At 74.2% G+C, this 19,026-nt stretch carries 1 protein-coding gene; it reads left to right on the top strand.

All coding sequences use genetic code 11. From position 1 onward, the window contains the following. Nucleotides 1-33 precede the first annotated feature (33 nt). Entirely contained in the window at nt 34-19,020 is an 18,987-nt protein-coding gene (locus ACZ6BB_RS28595) for an amino acid adenylation domain-containing protein (protein WP_471618017.1), read from the top strand. Nucleotides 19,021-19,026: the final 6 nt, after the last annotated feature.

Here is a 19,026-nt window from a genome sequence, read left to right as displayed (position 1 = left end):
CCGGACCCCGACCTGGTGGGAAGGCTCACTGCTGTGTGCGGTACCGAGGAAGTCCTGGCCTACTGGCGGCGGCTGCTGACATCGCTGCCGCTCGAGCTCTCCCTGCCCGCCGATCGGCCCCACCCGCCACAGCCCCTGCTCGAACGCGACACCCGCGCACTGGCGGACGTCCCGGACGCCCCCGACGCCGTACACCTGGCCGCCTTCGTCGCCCTGCTGCACCGCTACACCGGGGCCACGGACCTGACCGTCGGCCATGACGGGCTCCCGCTGCGGGTGTCCGTCGAGCACGAACCCTCGTTCGCCGAGCTGGTGCGGCGCGTGACGCAGGCGCACGAGGAGGCGCAGACCCACCGGTTGCCGGTCGGGCTCCTGATCGAGGAGCTGCGGCCCCGGCCGACGCGCGGCGGCGGCCTGTTCTTCAACACGGCCCTCGCCACGGCCGAGCGGCCCGCCGGTGAACTGCCCGCCCCGGTCGACATCCTGCTGGAGGTCGGCGAGGGCTCGGCCCGGGCCGCGTACCACCCCGGCGTCTTCGACGCCACGACGATCGAACGGCTCCTCAGCCACTACCGCACGCTCCTCGCCGACGCACTCGCCCGGCCCGACAGCCCGGTCGCCCGCCTGGATCTGATGAGCCCCGAGGAGTACCGCCAGGTCGTCCTCGACTGGAACGACACCGCGCACACGGTGCCGGCGGACACCTGGCCGGCGATGTTCGCCGAGCAGGTGCGGCAGCGGCCGGACGCCGTGGCGCTGGTCTTCGAGGACGAGGAACTCACCTACGCGGAGCTGGACTCGCGCGCCAACCGCCTGGCGCACGCGCTGCTTTCGCGGGGCGCCGGCCCCGAGCGGATCGTCGCCCTGGCCCTGCCGCGCTCGGCGGAGCTGATCGTGGCGGAGGTGGCCGTCCTGAAGTCGGGCGCCGCCTATCTGCCGATCGACCACGACTACCCGGCGGACCGCATCGCGTACATGCTGGACGACGCGCGGCCCGTCTGCATGGTGACGACCGCGGAGACCGCACGGGAACTCCCCGGCCCGGCCGACGGCATGACCGTCCTGGAGCTGGACACACCCGCCACGGCGGCCGAGTTGGCCGGGCGGCCCGACCACGATCCCGCCGAGGGGGACCGCGCAGAACCGCTCACCGTCCTGAACGCCGCCTACGTGATCTACACCTCGGGCTCGACCGGCCGCCCCAAGGGCGTCGTCCTCTCGCACGGCGGTGTGGCGAAGCTGGTCGCCACACAGAGCGAGAGGTTCGGCATCGGCCCGCACAGCCGGGTGCTGCAGTTCGCCTCCCCGAGCTTCGACGTCGCCTTCTGGGACCTGTGCCTCGGACTGCTGTCCGGCGGCCGGCTCGTCGTCGTACCCGCGGAGCTGCGGGTACCCGGGGCGCCGCTCGCCGACTACGCGAACGCGCACGGCGTCACCTTCATGATCCTGCCGCCCGCCCTGCTCGCCGCCATGCCCGAGGACGTTCGACTGCCGTCGGCCGCCACGCTGTTGGCGGGCACCGAGCGGGTCTCCCCCGAGCTGGTGGCGCGGTACGCGCGCGGGCGGATGATGTTCAACGCCTACGGCCCGACCGAGGCCACCACCAACTCCACGCTGGGACTGTGCGACCCGGACATCCCGGCCGGGGCGATCGTCCCCATCGGTGTGCCCGACCCGGGCACCCGGGCGTACGTCCTGGACGCGTACCTGCGGCCGGTTCCCGCCGGGGTCACGGGCGAGCTGTATCTCGGGGGCGCGGGGCTGGCCCGGGGGTATCTGGGGCGGCCGGACCTGACCGCCGAGCGGTTCGTCGCGGACCCGTTCGGGGAGCCCGGCGAGCGGCTCTACCGCACCGGTGACCTGGTCCGCCGGCGGGCCGACGGGCGGCTGGAGTTCCTCGGGCGCGCCGACGCCCAGGTCAAGATCCGCGGGTTCCGGATCGAGCCGGGCGAGATCGAGTCGGTGCTGCGCGGCCACCCGGCCGTCGACCAGGTCACCGTGGTCGTCCGCGAGGACCGCCCCGGCGACCGCCGCCTCGCCGCCTATGTCGTCCCCGCTCTCGACGCGAGGCGCGACCCGGACCCGGAGGAACGGGTCGAGGAGTGGAAGGAACTGCATGAACTCCTCTACGGGGCGGCCGGTTCCGAGGACTCGGGCGGCGGAGGAACCGACGGCCCCGACGGCTCCGACGGCTCCGGTTTCCGTGAGAACTTCGCGGGCTGGAACAGCATGTACGACGGTACGCCGATCCCCGTCGAGGAGATGCGCGAGTGGCGGGCCGCGACCGTCGAGCGCATCCGTGAACTCGGCACCGGGCGAAGGGTGCTGGAGATCGGTGTCGGCAGCGGTCTGATCCTGTCCCGGATCGCGCCCGAGTGCGAGGCGTACTGGGGCACCGACCTCTCGGCGGCGGCCGTCGCGGCGCTGCGCGCCCAGGTCGACACCGATCCGGAACTGGCCGCGAAGGTCGAACTGCGGGCCCGGCCCGCCCATGACACCGACGGACTGCCCGCCGGGTATTTCGACACGGTCGTCATCAACTCGGTGGCCCAGTACTTCCCCGGCGGGGAGTACCTCGTCGACGTGCTGCGCCAGGTGTCGGGGCTGCTGGCCCCCGGCGGCCGGATCTTCGTCGGTGACGTGCGCAATCTGCGGCTGCTGCGCACGCTGCGGGCGGCCGTGGAGACCCGGCGTGCCCTCGGCGCCGAGGGCGAGGAGGCGGACAAGAGCGCGCTGCGGACGGCCGTCGAGCAGTCGGTGCGCTGGGAGGGCGAACTCCTGCTCGACCCGGACTTCTTCGCCGCCCTCGACGGCTTCGACGCGGAGATCCGCCTCAAGCGGGCCACGCACCACAACGAGCTGAGCCGCTACCGGTACGACGTCGTCCTGCGCCCGGGGACCCCGACGGCCGGCCGGGAGCTGCCGGACGTCGACTGGGCCACTGCCGGCGGGCTCGGCGGACTGGCCGCGCTGCTGGCCGGACGGCCGGACGGGCTCCGGGTCACCGGTGTGCCCAACGCACGCCTCGCGGACGACCTGGCGGACCTGCGGCGGCTGGAGGGCAGCAGCCGGGAGGCGGCTTCCGGCGCGGACCCCGAGGAGCTGTACGCGCTGGCGGTCGAGCACGGCTACCGGGCGGCGCTCACCTGGAACGGGAACGCCGACGACGGTGCGTTCGACGCCGTGCTCGTCCTCGACGGACCCTTCGGGCCCCTGTACCGGACGGCCGGCGCCTATCCGCACGCCAACCGGCCGGCACCCTTCCGTGACGTGACCGCGCTGATGCGGACCCTGCGCGGACACGCGGCCGAGTGGCTGCCCGACCACATGGTCCCCTCGGCCTTCGTCCCGCTGCACGCCCTGCCGGTCACACCCAGCGGCAAGATCGACGCACGCGCCCTGCCCGCACCGGACTACGCGGCCCTGAGCTCCGGACGCGCCCCGCGCACCCCACGCGAGAAGCTCCTGTGCTCGCTGTACGCCGAGGTGCTGGGTCTGGACTCCGTGACGGCCGAGGACGACTTCCTCGCGCTCGGCGGCGACAGCATCAGCGCCATCCACCTCCTCATCCGCGCCCGGGAGTCGGGCCTCGGACTGACCACCCGTGAGGTGTTCCGGCACCGTACCGTCGAAGCGCTGGCGCAGGCCGCCGTCGAGCGGGTCGCCGAGCGCACCGCCGACGAGCCGCTGGTGGTGGCCGACGAGGCCGAACTCGCGGAGATCCAGGGCGCGCACCCGCTGCCGGTCGAGGAGCTGCTGCCGCTCACCCCGCTCCAGCAGGGCTTCTTCTTCCACGCCCTCACCGGGGGCGACGGGGACACGTATGTCGTCCAGCAGGTGCTGGATCTCGCCGGACCCGTCGACGCCTCCCTCCTGCGCCGTGCCGCGCAGCGTCTCCTGGACCGGCACGCCCCGCTGCGGGCCGCGTTCCGCCAGCGCCCGGACGGCACCCCGGTGCAGATCATCACGCGGAACGCCGAACTGCCATGGCGGGAGGTCGACCTGTCCTCGCAGGACGGCGTGGTCCGGGAGTCGCTCGGCGACGCGGTGGCCGCCGACGAGCGCGCCCGGGGCTTCGACCTGGCCGCGCCGCCCCTGCTGCGCTGCGCCCTGGTCCGCCTCGGCGAGGAGCGCAGCCGTCTGGTCCTGACGTTCCATCACATCGTGGCGGACGGCTGGTCCCTGCCGGTGCTGCACCGCGAACTGATGGCGTTCTACGGCACCGACGCACCCCCGCTCCCCGCTGTGGCCCCCTACCGCGGCTTCCTGCGCCGCCTGGCCGAGCAGGACCGCGATGCGGCCCGTGCCGCCTGGCGCGACGCGCTCGCCGGGCTGGACGAGCCGACCCGACTGGTCGGCGACCCTGCCGGCACCGCACCCGTTCGTCCGGAGCACGTCCGGGTGGAGCTGTCCGAGCGCACCACCGCGCGGCTCGCCGAACGGGCCCGCGAGTTCGGGATCACCCTCGGCACGGTCGTCCAGGGCGCCTGGGGGCTGCTGCTCGGCAGGCTGACCGGCCGGGACGACCTCGTGTTCGGCACCACGGTGTCCGGGCGCGACGGCGAGGTCGAGGGCATCGCCTCGATGGTGGGCCTGTTCATCAACACCCTGCCGACACGCTTGCGTTGGACCCCGCGCGAGTCCCTGGGAACTCTGCTGGTCCGGCTCCAGGAGGAGCAGGCCCGGCTGCTGGACCATCAGCACCTCGGTCTCGCCGAGATCCGGCGGCTCTCCGGGCACGCGGGCTCCGGCGAACTCTTCGACACCCTCGTGGTGTTCGAGAACTACCCGGCCGAGAACGGCCTGCGGGACGCCTCGGGCACCGTGCGCATCACCGGCGACGCCTTCCACGACGCCGTGCACTATCCCCTCGCCCTCGTCGTGAAGCCCGGCCGGCGGCTCGACCTGCGGCTGAAGCACCACGCGGAACGCCTCGACGGCGACACCGCGCGCACCCTGGGCGACCGGCTGGCCCGTGTCCTGGAGGCCGTCGCCGAGGCACCGGAGCGCGCGGCCGCCTCCGTCGACCTGCTCTCCCCCGACGAGGCCCTGCACGCCCACCCCGCCGGCGAGGAACAGTCGCTGCCGGGGATTACCCTGGCGGAGGGCTTCGCGGCGCAGGTCGCCCGGACGCCCCACGCGACCGCCGTGGTCTTCGAGGGCGAGCGGCTGAGCTACGCCGAACTCGACGCACGCGCCGAGGAGTTGGCGACACGGCTGCGCGGCCGGGGTGCCCGGCCGGGCACCTTCGTGGCGGTCGCCGTGCCGCGTTCGGCGGAGCTGATGGTGGCGCTGCTGGGCGTCCTGAAGTCGGGGGCCGCATATCTGCCGGTGGACCTGGACTATCCGGCGGACCGGGTCACCCACATGCTCACCGACTCGGGCGCCACGACCGTGGTCACCCTGTCGGCCACGGCCGGCCGCCTGCCCAGGGAGACCGCGCCTTCGGTACTGCTGCTCGACGGCGTCGACGGCGAGCCGCCCGCCGGGGGCTCCCCGGACCCCGCCCGCCCCGACGACCCCGCCTATCTCATCTACACCTCCGGCTCGACCGGTCTGCCCAAGGGCGTGGTCGTCACCCACCGTGCCATCGTGAACCGGCTCGCCTGGATGCAGGACGAGTACGGGCTCGGCTCCGACGACCGGGTGCTGCAGAAGACGCCGTCCAGCTTCGACGTCTCCGTGTGGGAGTTCTTCTGGCCTCTCCTCGAAGGCGCGACCGTGGTGCTCGCCCGCCCGGACGGCCATCGCGATCCCGCCCACCTGGCCGGGCTCGTCCGCGAACACGCCGTCACGACCCTGCACTTCGTGCCGTCGATGCTGGAGGCATTCCTCGGCCACGACGAGGTCACCGGCGACCCCGCATGGTCGGCGTCGCTGCGCCGGGTGCTCAGCAGCGGCGAGGCGCTTCCCGTCGCCGCCGCGAGCCGCTGGCACGCGCTGACGGGTGTACCGCTGCACAACCTGTACGGCCCGACCGAGGCGGCCGTCGACGTCACGTACCACCCGTACGCCCCCGAGGAGGACCGGGGCACCGCGGTGCCCATCGGGCGGCCCGTGTGGAACACCGGCCTGCGGGTCCTGGACGCCTGTCTGCGGCCCGTCCCCGACGGCGTCCCCGGTGAGCTGTACCTGACCGGCGTCCAGCTCGCCCGCGGCTACCACGCGCGCCCGGCGCTGACCGCCGAGCGGTTCACCGCCGACCCGTACGGGCGGCCGGGCAGCCGGATGTACCGCACCGGTGACCTGGTCAGACGGCGCGCGGACGGGGTGATCGAGTACCTGGGCCGCACGGACCGGCAGGTCAAGCTGCGGGGCAACCGGATCGAACTCGGCGAGGTCGAGGCGGCGCTCGTGCGGCTGCCGGAGGTCGCGCAGGCCGCGGTGACGGTACGGGAGGACGCGCTCGTCGCCTACGTCGTCCCGGCCCCGGGCGCCGCCGCCGAGGCCGGAGAGCTCCGCGAGAGCATCACCGGCTCGCTCCCCTCCCCCATGGTGCCGAGTGCCTGGGTGGTGCTCGACGCCCTTCCCCTCACCCCGAGCGGCAAGCTGGACCGGGCCGCGCTGCCCGCCCCGCAGGCCGTGCGCGGCACCGTCACCCGTGCGCCGGGCACCCCCCGGGAGCAGCTGCTCGTCGAGATCTTCGCGGCCGTGCTGAAGCTGGCGGAGGTCGGTGTCGACGACGACTTCTTCCTGCTCGGCGGGGACAGCATCAGCTCGATCGCCGTCTCCAGCCGGGCCCGCCGCGCGGGTCTGGCCATCGGCCCGCGCGAGGTGTTCGAGCATCGCACCCCGGCGGCGCTCGCGGCGACGGCCGCCCTCGACGAGACGGACGCCGACGACAGCCTCGCCGGGTCCGCGTTCGCGCTGACCGAGGAGGAGCGGGAGCACGTCGAGCGGCTCGCCCCGGGCCGGATCGAGGACGTGTGGCCCCTCGCCCCGCTCCAGGAGGGCCTGTTCTTCCACTCGAACTTCGACGCCGGCTCCCTGGACGTCTACACGGTCCACGAGTCCTTCGACTTCGCCGACCGCGTCGACGCCGAGCGGCTGACGGCAGCGGTGCGCACGCTGCTGGACCGCAACCCCGGCCTACGGGCCGGGTTCACCAGTGAGGGGCTGCGCCGGCCGGTGCAGTTCATCGTGCGGGACGCCGCGATCCCGCTGACAGAGGTGGATCTCACGGGGCTCCCGGCCGCCGAACAGGACCGGCGGATGCGGGAGTTGCTGGAGGACTCGCGTGCCCGGCGCTTCGACCTCACCCGGCCCCTCCTGTTCCGCATGCTGCTCGTCCGGCTCGGTGGGGAACGCGGCGACCGGCTGATCGTCGGCCGTCATCTGATCCTGTGGGACGGCTGGTCGGCCTGGCTGTTCCTGGACCAGCTGTTCGCGCTGTACGAGAGCGGCGGCGACCCGGCGGGCCTCGCCCGCCCCGGCTCGTACCGCGACTACCTGACCTGGCTGGAACGGCAGGACGACACCGAGGCCACCCGGGCGTGGCGGGCGGCCCTGTCCGGTTTCGAGGAGCCCACGCTGCTGGTGCCGGCCGCCTCCGACCGGGGCCGGGAGCCGGTGATCCCGGAACACCTGGACGCCGTGCTGGAGGCGCCGGTCGCCGAACGGCTGCGGGACCTGGCGCGGGGCCAGGGTCTGACCCTCAACACCGTGCTCAACGCGGCCTGGGGTCTGGTCCTGGCCGGCGCGACCGGGCGGACCGACATCGCGTTCGGTACGACGGTCGCCGGGCGGCCCAGCGAGGTGCCGGACGTCGAGAACGTCATCGGCATGTTCCTGAACACCGTGCCCGCGCGTATCGCCTTCGACCCGCGCGAGCCGGTCCTCGGCCTGCTGCGCCGGATCCAGGGCGAGCGTCTGGAGGTCATGCCGTACGAGCACCTGGGCCTGGGTGTGCTCCAGGCCGAGTCGGGCCACCGACGGCTGTTCGACACGCTGTTCGTACTGCGCAACGCCGACACCGACGAGCGGCTGGCCGAGCTGCGCGAACGGCACGGCGCGACGGCCGTGGCCAACGTGGACGCCACGCACTATCCGGCCAACCTGGTCGTCACGCCCGGTGAACGGGTCAGGGCGACGCTCGCCCACCGGCCCGACCTGCTGGACGGCGCGTACGCACGGAGTCTGCTGGACCGTTTCGTGCTGCTGGTCGGCCGTCTGGTGGCCGACCCGCACGCCCCCGTCGGCTCACTCGACCCCCTGCTGCCCGCCGAGGCCGCCGCGCTCGCCCGCGAGGAGGCCGAGCAGCGGCCGCCCGTGCCGCACGAGACGGTGGCGGACATGCTCGCCGCGCAGGCCGCCCGGACCCCGGACGAGACCGCCCTCGTTTTCGGCGCGCAGACCCTCACCTACGCCGAACTCGACGCCCGCTGCGACCGCATGGCCCGGCTGCTGCTCGCCCGGGGCGCCGGACCCGAGCGGGTGATCGCGCTCGGACTGCCGCGCTCCATCGACATGGTGGTGGCGCTGTTCGCGGTACTGCGCACGGGGTCGGCGTATCTGCCGCTGGAGCTGGACCATCCGGCCGACCGGCTGTCGCTGATGCTGGCGGACGCCCGCCCGCTGCTCCTGCTGTCCACGGCGGGCGTGTCGGCGACGCTGACGGGCGACACGCCGCGCGTGCTGCTCGACGACCCGGCGGTGGCGGCCGAACTGGCCTCCTTCCCGGCGGGTCCGGTGTCGGTGACCTTCAGCCTGGACCACCCGGCGTACGTCATCTACACCTCGGGGTCGACCGGCCGTCCCAAGGGTGTCGTCACGCCGTACCTCGGTCTGACGAACATGCAGCTCAACCACCAGAAGGAGATCTTCGCCCCGGCGATCGCGTCGGCGGGCGGGCGGCGACTGCGGATCGCGCACACCGTGTCGTTCGCGTTCGACATGTCCTGGGAGGAGCTGCTGTGGCTCGTCGAGGGGCATGAGGTGCACGTCTGCGACGAGGAGTTGCGGCGGGACGCGACCGCACTGGTGGCGTACTGCGAGGAACACCGCGTCGACGTGGTCAACGTGACGCCGACGTACGCCCATCTCCTGCTGGAGGAGGGCCTGTTGGAGGGCCACCGGCCGCCGCTGGTGCTCCTCGGCGGCGAAGCCGTCACCGAGACGGTGTGGAACACCCTGCGGGACACGGAGGGGACGTACGGCTACAACCTGTACGGCCCGACCGAGTACACGATCAACACGCTCGGCGGTGGCACCGAGGACAGCGCCACCCCGACCGTCGGCAAGCCCATCCGCGCCACCCGCGCCCGGGTCCTCGACACGTGGCTGCGGCCGGTGCCGGACGGGGTGGCGGGTGAGCTGTACATCGCGGGTGTCGGTCTGGCGCGCGGTTATCTCGACCGGCCCGGTCTGACGGCCGAGCGGTTCGTGGCGGACCCGTACGGGCGGCCGGGCGAGCGCATGTACCGCACCGGTGACCTCGTCCGCCGCCGCCCGGACGGCAACCTGGACTTCCTGGGCCGTACCGACGACCAGGTGAAGATCCGGGGTCACCGGGTGGAGCTGGGCGAGATCGAGACCGCGCTCGTGCAGCACCCCGAGGTGTCCCGGGCCGCCGTCGTCGCCCGTGACGACACCTCCGCGCCCGGCACCAAACGGCTGGTCGGCTACGTCGTCCCGGCCGAACCCGACGCCGAGGCACGGGAGTCGGCCGAGCGGGAGCAGATCGGTGAGTGGCGGGAGATCTATTCCGCCGAGTACACCGAGATCGGCACCGCCCTGTTCACCGAGGACTTCGCGGGCTGGGACAGCTCCTACGACGGCACCCCCATCCCCGTGGAACACATGCGGGAGTGGCGCGAGGCCACCGTGGAGCGCATCCGTGAGCTGCGGCCGCGCCGGATCCTGGAGATCGGGGTCGGCTCGGGCCTGCTGCTGTCCAGGCTCGCCCCGGACGCCGAGGCGTACTGGGCGACCGACTTCGCCGCACCCGTGATCCGCAAGCTCACCGAGGGCGTCAGGAGCGACCCCGAGCTGGCCGGCAAGGTCGAACTGCGCTGTCAGGCCGCCGAGGTGACCGACGGCCTGCCCACCGGCTACTTCGACACGGTCGTCATCAACTCCGTCGTCCAGTACTTCCCGAGCCTGGACCACCTCCACCAGGTGATCCGGGGCGCGCTGGACCTGCTCGCGCCCGGCGGTTCGCTGTTCCTCGGTGACGTCCGGGACCTGCGGCAGGCCCGGGTGTTCCAGGCCGGCATCCAGGCCGCCCGCGCCGATTCGCACACGGAGCCCGACGGGCTGCGCCGGGCCGTGGAGCGGGGCCTCGCCCTGGAGAAGGAACTGCTCGTCGACCCGGACTGGTTCACCACCCTCGGCGTCGGCGTCGACCTGCGCACGAAGGCGGGCCGCCACCACAACGAGCTGACCCGCTACCGGTACGACGTGGTGCTGTACGAGGGGGACGCCGGGCTCTCGCTGCACGGTGTACCGGCGGTCGCCTGGACCGGGCGGGACGCGCTCCTCGCCCGGCTCGACGGCACCGGGCCGTTCCGGGTGCGGGCCGTCCCGGACGTCCGCACCGCCGGCGACCTCGCCGTGCTGCGCGCCCTGGACTCCGGCCGGCCGACACCCGTCGCCGCCACGGGTGTGGAGCCGGAGGACCTGCGCGAGACCGCCGAGGCGCACGGCTACCGGCTGCTCACCACGTGGTCCGCCGAACCCGGCTCCTACGAGGCCGTGTTCGTGCCCGACGACCGGACCCCCGGCTCCGGCACGCCCCGTACGGCGGGCCTGTACCGGCCGCGTCCCGACCGCGAAGCCGGCGCCCCGTACGCCAACACCCCGGCCGCCGGCCGCGGCCACACCACGCTGATCCGGCGGCTGCGCGACGACCTCGGACAGCGGCTGCCCCGCTACATGGTGCCCGCCGCCTTCGTCGTCCTGCCCGGACTGCCGATGAACGACAACGGCAAGCTGGACGTCCGCGCCCTGCCGGAGGCCGAGCCGGCGGTCGCCCTGTCGGCCGGACGCGGCCCGCGCACCCCCGTCGAGGAGGTGCTGTGCCGCCTGTTCGCCGAGGTGCTGGGCCTGCCCCGCACCGGCGCGGAGGACAACTTCTTCGACCTGGGCGGCCACTCGCTGCTCGCCACCCGGCTGATCAGCCGGGCCCGCACCGAGCTGGGCGCCGAACTGGCCATCCGCGACCTGTTCGAGGCGCCCACCCCGGAGACGCTGGCCCTGCGGGCGGCCACCGGGCAGCCGGCCCGGCCCGTGCTGGAGCCCGCCGCCGAACGGCCCGCCCGGATACCGCTGTCGGCCGCCCAGCGGCGGCTGTGGCTCGTGGAGCGGATCACCGGGGACGGAGTCGCGTACAACTTCCCGCTCGTTTTCCGGCTCCGGGGCGCCCTGGACCTGGACGCCCTGCGCACCGCCCTCCACGATGTGACGGACCGTCACGAAGCGTTGCGCACACGGTTCGTGGAGGCGGACGGGGAACCGTACCAGTGGATCGCGGCGCCCGGCACGGCCGAGCCGGAGTTCCGGCTGACCGAGGGTGCCGAGAGCGGGCTCGCGCAGTGGGTCGAGGAGGCCCAGCGACGCCCGTTCGACCTGGGCACCGAACTCCCGGTGCGCGCCGAGGTGCTGCGGCTGGGCGACGACGACCACGTGGTGGCCGTCGTCCTGCACCACATCACCACCGACGAGTGGTCCGACCGGCCGTTCCTCGCCGACCTGCACCGCGCGTACGCGGCCCGCGCCGCGGGCGCCGCACCCGGGTGGGCTCCCCTGCCGGTGCAGTACGCCGACTACACGCTCTGGCAGCAGCGGCTGCTCGCCGAGGTGGAGGAGGAGCAGCTCGCCTACTGGACGGGCGCCCTCAGCGGGCTCCCGGCGGAGATCCCGCTGCCGCTGGACCGTCCGGGGGCGCCCCGCGCCACCGGACGCGGGGCCGTGGTCCGTGCCACGCTCCCGGGCTCCACCGGGGACGCGCTGCGCGATCTCGCCGGCACGCACCAGGTCAGTATGTTCATGCTGTTCCAGGCCGCCACGGCGGCTCTGCTGCACCGCCTCGGCGCCGGGGACGACATCCCGCTCGGCGCGCCCATCGCGGGCCGTACCGACAGCGCGGCGGACGACCTGGTCGGCTTCTTCGTCAACACGCTCGTACTGCGCACCGATCTGTCCGGCGCCCCCTCCTTCGAGAAGCTCCTCGGCCGGGTGCGGGAGGCGGCCCTGGCCGCGTTCGAGCACCAGGACGTGCCCTTCGACCGGGTCGTGGAGGCCGTCAACCCGGTCCGGACCGCCCACCGCAACCCCCTCTTCCAGGTCATGCTCGGCTACCACCACCGGCCCGACGGCGACCCGGAGCTGTTCGGCCTGCCCACCGAGTGGTTCGACATGGACAACGGCATGGCCAAGTTCGACCTGGACTTCACCTTCGTCGACCACGGCCCCGGCCGGGACATGGCCCTGCTGCTGGAGTACGCCACCGACCTCACCGACGAGGCGACCGCCGCCGCGCTCGCCGAGCGGCTGCTGCGGCTGCTGCGGCGGGCCGTCGCGGAGCCGGGCCGTCCGCTGCGGTCCCTCGACGTCCTCACCGACGAGGAGGAGACGGCCGTCGCCGGTGTCTGGAACGACACGGGCCGAGCCCTGGAGACCCGGTCCGTCCCGGAGATCCTCGACGACGTCGTCCGCTCCCGGCCCGACGCGCCCGCCCTCACCACGGGGGCTTCCCGGCTCACCTTCCGGGAACTGGGCGAGCGGGTGGACGCCGTGGCCCGGCTGCTGCTCGGCCGGGGCGCCACCGCCGAGCGCGTGGTCGGCCTCGCCCTGCCCCGGCACCAGATGGTGCCGGCACTCCTGGGCGTCCTGAAGTCCGGCGCCGCCTATCTGCCGCTCGACCTCGAACACCCCAACGAACGGCTGGAGTTCATGCTCCGTGACGCGGCACCGCTGTGCGTGCTCACCACGGCGGAGCTGGCGCCGAAGCTGCCGGAGGGGTGGCCGACCGTCCTCGTCGACCCACCCGGCGAGACGGGCCCCGTGAGCGGCGGCTCACCGGAGGCCGCCCCTCCCGCGCCCTCCGGCACCGCGTACGTCATCTTCACCTCCGGGTCCACCGGCACCCCCAAGGGTGTCGTCGGCACCCACCGCGGTCTGAGCAACTTCTTCGCCGCCCACCGGGACGACCTGATCCGGCCCGCCGAGCGGTCCCTCGGCCGGGAGCGGCTGCGGGCCGTCCACGCGGCCTCGTTCAGCTTCGACGGGTCCTGGGAGCCGCTGATCTGGCTGCTCGCCGGGCACGAACTGCACGTCACCGACGAGGCCGTGATGGCCGACCCGGCCGCGCTGCTCGCGTACCTGGGCCGGGAGGACATCGACTTCCTCGACGTCACCCCGACCTATCTCCGCGAGCTTATCCACCACGGCTTCCTGGAGCCCGGCGCCCACCTCCCCGGCGTGATCGCCGTGGGCGGGGAGGCGACCCCGGCCCCGCTGTGGGAGCGGCTGTGCGCCCTGCCCGGCACCCAGGTCCACGACCTGTACGGGCCCACCGAGAGCGCGGTCGACGCCTACGGCTGGCACAGCGACACCACCGGCCGGTGGGCCGCGCCGCTGGACAACATCCGCGCCCACGTCCTGGACGAGCTGCTGCGGCCCGTCCCCGTGGGGGTCACCGGTGAGCTGTACCTCGCCGGAGAGGCCCTGGCGCGGGGCTACCTCAACCGTCCGGGCCTGACCGCCGAGCGGTTCACGGCCGACCCGTTCGGCGCGCCCGGCACCCGGATGTACCGCACGGGCGACCTGGTGCGGCGCCGCCGTGACGGCTCGCTGGAGTTCCTGGGCCGCGCCGACGGCCAGGTCAAGCTGCGCGGCTTCCGTATCGAGCCCGGCGAGATCGAGGCACTGCTCGCCCGCCACCCCGACGTGGCCACGGCCGCCGTGGTGGTCCGCGAGGACACGCCCGGCGTGCGCCGGCTCGTCGCGTACGTCCTGCCGGCCGCCGGGCGCGCCCCGGATCCGGCGGAGCTGCGCGGCCACACGGCCGGAGCGCTGCCCGCGCACATGGTGCCGAGTGCCTTCGTCACCGTGGCGGCGCTGCCGCGCACGGTCGCGGGCAAGCTCGACGAGAAGGCGCTCCCCGCGCCCGACCTCGGCGCGCTCGCCTCCGGACGCAGGCCGCGCACCCCGCGCGAGGATCTGCTGTGCGAGGCGTTCGCCGCCGTCCTCGGCGTGCCCGAGGTCGGCATCGACGACGACTTCTTCGCGCTCGGCGGCCACTCGCTGCTCGCGATGCGCCTGACCGCCCGCGTCCGGGCCGCGCTCGGCGCCGAGGTGTCGCTGCGCACCGTCTTCGACGCCCCGACACCGGCACGGCTCGCGCAGTACCTGGCGGGCACCGCCGACGCGGCGGGCGCGACCCGTCCGGCCCTGACGGTCCGGCCACGGCCCGGGCGGCTGCCGCTGTCCTCCGCCCAGCAGCGCCTGTGGGTGCTGTACCAGGTGGAGGGTCCCAGCGCCACGTACAACATCCCCTCGGCCTGGCGGCTGACGGGCGCCCTGGACGTGGCGGCCCTGCGGACCGCCGTGCACGACGTGGTGGTCCGGCACGAGACGCTGCGCACGGTCTTCCCCGACGACGAGGGCCGGGCCCACCAGCGGGTGCTGGCGCCGGACGAGGTCCGCGTCCCGTTCGAGGTCGTCGACACCGACGCGGAGCTGCTGCCGGAGCTGCTGGCGCAGGCAGGGGCGTACGGCTTCGCGCTGGAGCGTGAACTCCCGCTGCGCGTACAGGTGTTCCGTACCGGCGAGGAGGAGTGGACCGTTCTGCTGCTCCTGCACCACATCGCCGGGGACGAGTGGTCGGAGGGGCCGCTGCACCGGGACCTCGCGCACGCCTACGCCGCCCGTACGGCCGGACGCGCGCCCGAGTGGCAGCCGCTGCCCGTGCAGTACGCCAACTACACGCTGTGGCAGCGGGACGTCCTCGGTGACGAGAAGGACGAGGACAGCCTCGCGGCACGCCAGCTCGCCCACTGGAAGCGGACGCTGGCCGGGCTGCCCGAGGAGCTGGCGCTGCCCGTGGACCGGCCCCGCCCGCTGGAGGCGACCTACCGGGGCGATGCGGCCGACCTGTCGCTGGACGGCGAACTCGCCGCCGCCCTGCACGCGTTGGCCCGCGACAACGGGGTCAGTGTGTTCATGGTGCTCCAGGCAGCCGTGGCCGGCCTCCTCTCCCGGCTCGGGGCGGGGCACGACATCCCGATCGGCAGCCCGATCTCCGGGCGCACCGACGCCCATCTGGACGACCTGGTCGGGTTCTTCCTCAACACGCTGGTGCTGCGCACCGACACCTCCGGGAACCCGACGTTCCGGGAGCTGCTCGGCCGGGTCAGGGAGACCGACCTGGCCGCGTTCGACCACCAGGACGTGCCCTTCGAGCGGCTGGTGGAGGTGGTCAACCCGGCCCGGTCGCTCGCCCGTCACCCGCTGTTCCAGGTGATGGTCGTGTACCTGGCGTCCGGCGGTGACGACACCGGACTGCCCGGGCTGGACACCCGCCGGGACGACGTGGCGCAGACGACCGCCAAGTTCGACCTGTCCTTCGACTTCGTCGAACGGGGCGACGGCAGCGGGGTGGACGGCGTCCTGGAGTACAGCACCGACCTGTTCGACCACGCCACCGCCCAGTCGTTCGCGGACCGGCTGCGGCGCGTCCTGCGTGCCGTGACCAGCGACCCGGACACGGCACTCGCCGACGTCGACATCCTCGGCGCGGACGAGCGGGCCCGTCTCGTCGGCGGCTGGCACAGCAGGCCCGCCGCCGGCGCGCCGACCACCGTTCCCGCCCTCTTCGAGGAGCGGGCGCGCCGGCACGGCGGGCTGCCCGCCGCCGCGTCCGACGGGATCGAGCTGACGTTCGCCGACCTCAACGCGGACGCCAACCGGCTGGCCCGGCTGCTGGTGGCGGCGGGTGCCGGTCCGGAGCGGTTCGTCGCGCTCGCGCTGCCCCGCACCGCGCACTTCCTCACGGCCGTCCTCGCGGTCCACAAGGCGGGCGCGGGCTATCTGCCGCTCGACCCGGACGCCCCGTCGGAGCGCACGGCCGATGTCCTGGCCGACGCCCGGCCGGTGCTGACCCTGACCACCCGCGACCTGGCCGCCGTCCTGCCGCCCGGCACCGAGCCGCTGGTGCTGGACGACCGGGACACGCAGGCACGGCTCGCGGAACAGGACAGCGCCGACCTCACCGACGCCGACCGCACGGCCCCGCTGACGCCCCGGCACCCGGCGTACGTCATCTACACCTCGGGCTCCACCGGCCGCCCCAAGGGTGTGGTGATCACCCACGAGACGCTCGGCAACCTGTTCCACAGCCACCGCGAGACGCTGTACGCGCCCGCGGTCGAGGCGGCGGGGCGGCGGCATCTGCGGGTCGGTCACGCCTGGTCGTTCTTCTTCGACGCCTCCTGGCAGCCCCAGTTGTGGCTGCTGGACGGGCACTGCGTGCATGTGCTGTCGGAGGAGGTCCGCCGCGACCCGGAGCTGGTCACCGAGGCCGTGCTCCGGCACCGGTTCGACTTCCTGGAGGTCACCCCGTCGTTCTTCACGCAGATGGCCGACAGCGGTCTGCTGCGGGGCGGGGACTGCCCGCTCGCGGTCGTCGGCGTGGGCGGCGAGGCCGTCCCCGTCTCCCTGTGGAAGCGGCTGTCGGAACTGCCCGGCACCGAGGCGTTCAATCTGTACGGGCCGACCGAGTCGACCGTGGACGCGCTCGTGGGACGCGTCCGTGACAGCGAACGGCCGCTCGTGGGAAGGCCGGTGGCCGGCACCCGGGCGTACGTCCTCGACGACCGCCTGCAGCCCTTGCCGCCCGGTGTCCCCGGCGAGCTGTACCTCGCCGGCGGCGGTCTCGCGCGCGGCTATCTGGGCGGCCCCGGACTGACGGCGGAGCGGTTCGTCGCCGACCCGTTCGGTCCGGCCGGATCACGGCTGTACCGCACGGGCGACCTGGCCCGCTGGACCGCCGACGGGCGGATCGACTACCTCGGCCGTGCCGACGACCAGGTGAAGATCCGCGGGTTCCGGATCGAGCCCGCCGAGATCGAGGCCTCGCTCACCTCCCACCCGGAGGTCGGGCAGGCCCTGGTGACCGTCCACCAGGACGGCCCGCGCAAGCTGCTCGTGGCCTACGTCGTCCCGGCCCCGGACACCGTGGCCGACCCGGCGCGGCTGCGCGCCCACGTCGGTGGCCGGCTCCCGGACCACATGGTCCCGGCGGCCGTCGTCGCCCTGGAGCGGTTCCCGCAGCTGGCCAACGGCAAGCTGGACCGGTCCGCGCTGCCCGCGCCCGACTTCTCCGCCCTGTCCTCGGGGCGGGCACCCGCCACGCCCGTGGAGGAGCTGCTCTGCACGGTCTTCGCCGAGGTGCTGGGCCTGGAACGGGTCGGTGTGGACGACGACTTCTTCGCGCTCGGCGGGGACAGCATCGTCGCCATGCAGCTCGTGGGCCGGGCCCGTGCGGCGGGCCTGCGGATCAGCCCGCGGCTGGTGTTCCGCCACCGTACGGTCGCCGCACTGGGCACGGTCGCCGAGGCGGCCGACGTCCGCGCGCCGCGCCCGGCGGACGACGGCACCGGCAGCGTGCCGCTCACCCCGGTCATGCACTGGCTGCGCGAACTGGGCGGCCCCTTCGCCTCGTACCACCAGGCCGCCCTGGTGCGCACCCCGGCGGCGCTGGACCTGCCCGGTCTGACGGCCGTGCTCCAGGCGCTCGCCGACCGGCACGACCTGCTGCGCGCCCGTCTGGTCCGGCCCTCGCGCGAGGACACCGAGGAGTGGACGCTGCACGTGCCGCCGGTCGGCACGGTCGACGCGGCCGGCTGGGTCGAGCGGGTCGACGTGGCCGGGCTGGACGCGACGGCGCTGGGCGAGACCGTGCGGGAGCACACGGCCGCGGCACGGGCGTCGCTCGACCCGGACGCGGGGACCGTGGTCCGGGCGGTGTGGTTCGACGCGGGCGACGCGCCGGGCCGGCTGCTGCTGATGGGCCACCACCTCGTCGTGGACGGTGTGTCCTGGCGAGTGCTGCTGCCCGACCTGGAAGCGGGCTGGCGGGACGTCCGCGCCGGGCGGCCGGTCGGACTGCTGCCCGTCGAGACGTCGTTCGCCCGCTGGTCCCGGCTGCTCACCGAGCTGGCCCGGACGCCGGAACGGGAGGCCGAACTCCCTCTGTGGGAGGCGATCCTGGACGGGGGCGCGCAGTCCCTGCCCCTCACCCGGGAGCGGGACCCGGACCGCGACACCACCGCCACCCGGCGCGAGGTCGTGCTGCGGCTGCCCGCCGAGCGGACCGGACCGCTGCTGTCGTCGGTACCCGCCGCGTTCGGCGCCACCGTCAACGACGTGCTGCTCGCCGGCCTGGCTCTCGCCTTCGCCGACCTGCGGCGGCGCAACGGCGGGGCGGACACCTCCCTCCTCGTCGACCTCGAAGGCCACGGCCGTGAGGAGGAGCTGGGCGGCGACGGGGTCGATCTCTCCCGGACGGTCGGCTGGTTCACCAGCGTCCACCCGGTCCGGCTCGACGTGGGGGCGGCCGACCCCGCCGACGCCTTCGCCGGCGGTCCGGCCGCCGAGGAGGCCGTACGACGGGTGCGCGAGCACCTGGCGGCGCTGCCCGCGAACGGCGTCGGGTACGGGCTGCTGCGGCACCTCAATCCCCGTACCCGTGAGGTGCTGGCGGCCTACGAGCCGCCGCGCGTGGAGTTCAACTACCTGGGCCGCTTCGGCGTTCCGGAGGAGACGGACTGGTCGTACGCGCCGGAGGAGGACGCGGCGGACATCGGGTCGGAGGGCTCCACGCGGGAGGGCCACGCGCTGGAGGTCGATGTGGTGACCGAGGACCGGGCGGACGGGCCGGTGCTGGCCGCGCACTGGTCCTATCTGGAAGGACTGCTGCCGCGCGACACGGTCCGGGATCTCGCCGAGACCTGGTTCCGGGCCCTGGAGGGGCTCGTCGCGTGGGCGGAGCGGAACACCGAAGCGAGCAACGCGAAGTGAGAGAGA

The organism is Streptomyces sp. NPDC041108, from assembly GCF_055592645.1.
The sequence above is the reverse complement of the archived record's forward strand: the minus strand, read 5'-3'. Positions and strand labels throughout refer to the sequence as shown.